The sequence below is a fragment of the Xanthomonas cucurbitae genome (assembly GCF_002939885.1).
Classification (GTDB): Bacteria; Pseudomonadota; Gammaproteobacteria; order Xanthomonadales; family Xanthomonadaceae; genus Xanthomonas; species Xanthomonas cucurbitae.
The window spans coordinates 1-2842 of sequence record NZ_MDED01000086.1; the positions used below are offsets into that span (position 1 = coordinate 1).

Genomic DNA, 2842 nt, shown 5'->3' on the forward strand with positions numbered 1-2842 from the left:
ACGTTGGGCAATGCGGAAGGATTGTCGAGCCAGGCGCTGCAGCAGGGCGGTATCGGGCTGTTCATGACGGTGCTAATCATCACCGTGCCAACATTGGCGGCCGCAATTTGGCAGGGGAATATGGGGACGTTCATGGCATATTCGGCATTTGGTGGCGGTGGTGCTGCGAGTCCGGGGCCGCAGGGGCAACCTGCTGGGTCGTATATGCCGCAGCGAACCGCTCCCAGCTCTGACAGGGCGGACGATAGTATTCAGAGGACAACTAGCGCAGTAACCAAAACGATTGCTGGCGCAGATTCTACTGAGACAGCGGTTATCGGCTCACGCGGATTGGCTGGACAAAATCCTCGGGATCAAGTTTAGTTATCTAAAACGATTTTCTTGAAAGTGGCTTGAATAAGTATATGAAAAATAATTTCTTGGTGGTTTTTGCGCTTTTGATGGGCGCTGCCAGTCATAATGCTCATGCCGAGCAAGGGTGTCCACCAGGGCAATATCCAATTGGTGGGCAGGGTGTCGTTGCCTGTGCGCCTATTCCCCAAGACAACCCTATCCAGCAAGCGCCTCGCCCGAGTGGAAAATGGCTAAAAACTTGGGGGGCTATAGCAAGCGACGGTGGTGACAATTTGGGGGTTTCGAAGGGAAAGCTTAAGAAGAAAGAGGCTCAAGAGGAGGCATTAGAAAAGTGTAGATCCGTAAGCGGAAAAGAATGTGCAATCGATTTTATATATGAAAATCAATGTGCATCTATTGCTGAGCCATATCTTGGTGAGAGAGCTGTCACAGGAATGCTTGCATATGCCAGAGGGCCATCTAAAGAAAGTGCAACTAGTGATGTGATATCGCGCTGCCTAAAAGACAATGAAGGGTCTGAGTGCAGGGTTATATATAATGCGTGCTCTGAGCCTATTTTTCAGCCATATTGAGTAATTCAATTCCTACGAAAAAGGATATCTCATAGGGAAGCGCGCGCTATTAGCAGGTTTCCTATTGTATCTCATGGCAAACCAGTCGTAGACTTGGAGCGGCGTCATCTATGAATTCACCCATCATTGCAATAATGACTCATTCATATTTTTACACCGCTGGCTTTCCAGTGGATTGCTGGCTGTCGCTAAATCCTGCAACGGGCACTTAAGTTGTGAAATATCCCAGATGCTTTAACCCCGTCTAGGCACAGATGTTTGCACGAGGTTGCCAAAAAGCGTTTTCTACAGGGAACCATCAAAGCTCGTCCCGTGCCCCTGACCAAGTTCGCCGTTGGGTAAATAGAGTTCGCAGGAGCGAAGTAATGGATATCGTGTTCTCCTCCCACAACGCAGATTGGCACCGCTCACCCAAGGGCGTTCGGCGCATATTGACTATCCTGCTGATGTCAAACTTAATGACCGCGAGCTTTGTCGTCCTGGCCTATCGAACATCGTTCACGTTCCTGATGGATCTTGCACAGTATGCCGCCACCATCTGTGCTGTATTGCATTTCGCTGTAGTGTCGATGCTGCTGGGGCTCGTTGCAGGCGCCATGACTATTTGGAGAAAGCTGCAAACAGCGGAAAAACATACCGAAGAGGCGAGACAGCTTCGCCAGGCGATTGTCAGCGCGACTGCAATGACACTTCTGATGTTCATGCTTGCGGTAGCTGCGGCTTGCGTTCCCTTTGTGATGAGTGTGGTCAGCGAGGTTCCCGAGTTCGATTTGGTCTTCGCGGTCATGCTCATTGCCTTGTTGATACATCGCGTCAACATCAATCGCGTTTGTTCACGACTCACCGATTCCATAACAGCTGCGCAGCGTGCCGCACAACGCACGATGACAGCATGAACGGGAAGCTGGGAATCAGAATTGCTGGCTCTCTGGTCTTGGTTCTCTTGGCAGGATGCAACCCCATGAATACTGGCTCTGAAAGACACGGCACCGGCGCAACCACCACCGACGGCGATCCGGTTTATCGCAAGAACCCACATCCAACCCAGGCGTACCGGATCACGATGACCATCGAGGATGCGCCGGGGCCGTTCGAGTGGGTGTCGGGAACTGCGTTCTACCAAATGGCCAATCACAAGCAATGCACGCCGATTGAACCCATTGCAGGGGTATGGAGCAAGTCTGACGAAGACGGAATTCCTATCCACTTCCAGAAGCTCGATGAATCTACCTACGCCGCGACGATCTACGCCGATGGCATGGTCGATGCGGATTACTACGGAAAAGGCATCTGCCTTTTTGAGCTAGATGGAGTTGGAATTTCACTCAGGGCAACTGGAAAGAAAGAGGAGACTCGATTCCAACCCGCACTATTCAAAAGCGAGATCTATAGCTCAACCCCAAAGATCACCTATTTTTGGAAAGATAGGTATCCAAGATCGGAGATGGGCGACTTCCCTGATGGCGGTGAAACCAGTCTCGATAAATTTAGCGATATCGCACAAAAAGATATTTTCATAGTGGCCCTGACTGTTAAGCAGGTGAGCCCATGAGTATCACGAGCCAACAATACGCGGCGCTCTCCGACGATGCTTATAAGGCCCCCAGAGAGACAGGGCCTAACAGCAGGCCCGAAGATATCGGTGGAAATATTTACAAGCGCCTCAAATACGTGGATAGCCCCTCTGGCTATCAAGGCATCGTCTATCAGCGGGTCGATACGCGTGAGATCATCGTCGCTCACCGCGGCACCGAGACCGACCGGCAGCTCAAGGAAGATGGTTTTTACACCGACGGCGGCATGGTTGCAGCCCGCCACAACAGGCAGGCTGCCGAGGCGCTTGAGCTGACGCGATATGCGTTGAACTATGCGCACGAACTCGGCAAAGGCGGCAAAGCCCCCGACGTCACCGTCAC

Annotated in this window: 3 protein-coding genes and 2 pseudogenes; all 5 read left to right on the forward strand. The window is 51.7% G+C overall.

What is annotated here, in order from left to right; translation table 11 throughout:
* Positions 1–363: pseudogene (locus XcuCFBP2542_RS20170) on the forward strand (type IV secretion system protein); the annotation flags it as partial.
* Positions 364–392: 29 nt separating this feature from the next.
* Positions 393–926 (forward strand): DUF4189 domain-containing protein, encoded by a 534-nt coding sequence (locus tag XcuCFBP2542_RS18680; protein WP_249027693.1) that lies wholly within the window; start codon positions 393–395, stop codon positions 924–926.
* A gap of 365 nt (positions 927–1291) precedes the next feature.
* Complete coding sequence (locus XcuCFBP2542_RS18685) at positions 1292–1822, forward strand: hypothetical protein (RefSeq protein ID WP_104605727.1); 531 nt, start codon at positions 1292–1294, stop codon at positions 1820–1822.
* Positions 1819–2478, forward strand: a complete 660-nt coding sequence (locus XcuCFBP2542_RS18690; RefSeq protein ID WP_104605729.1) for a hypothetical protein — start codon at positions 1819–1821, stop codon at positions 2476–2478. Before XcuCFBP2542_RS18685 ends, XcuCFBP2542_RS18690 begins: the two co-directional genes overlap by 4 nt.
* A pseudogene (locus XcuCFBP2542_RS18695) lies at positions 2475–2842 on the forward strand (hypothetical protein); the annotation flags it as partial. The gene XcuCFBP2542_RS18690 and the pseudogene XcuCFBP2542_RS18695, both read left to right, overlap by 4 nt.

Bases quoted from the DNA above. Each gene is read 5' to 3' on its own strand.
- XcuCFBP2542_RS18685 (WP_104605727.1), top strand. From the start codon at position 1,292: ATGGATATCGTGTTCTCCTCCCACAACGCAGATTGGCACCGCTCACCC.
- XcuCFBP2542_RS18690 (WP_104605729.1), top strand. From the start codon at position 1,819: ATGAACGGGAAGCTGGGAATCAGAATTGCTGGCTCTCTGGTCTTGGTT.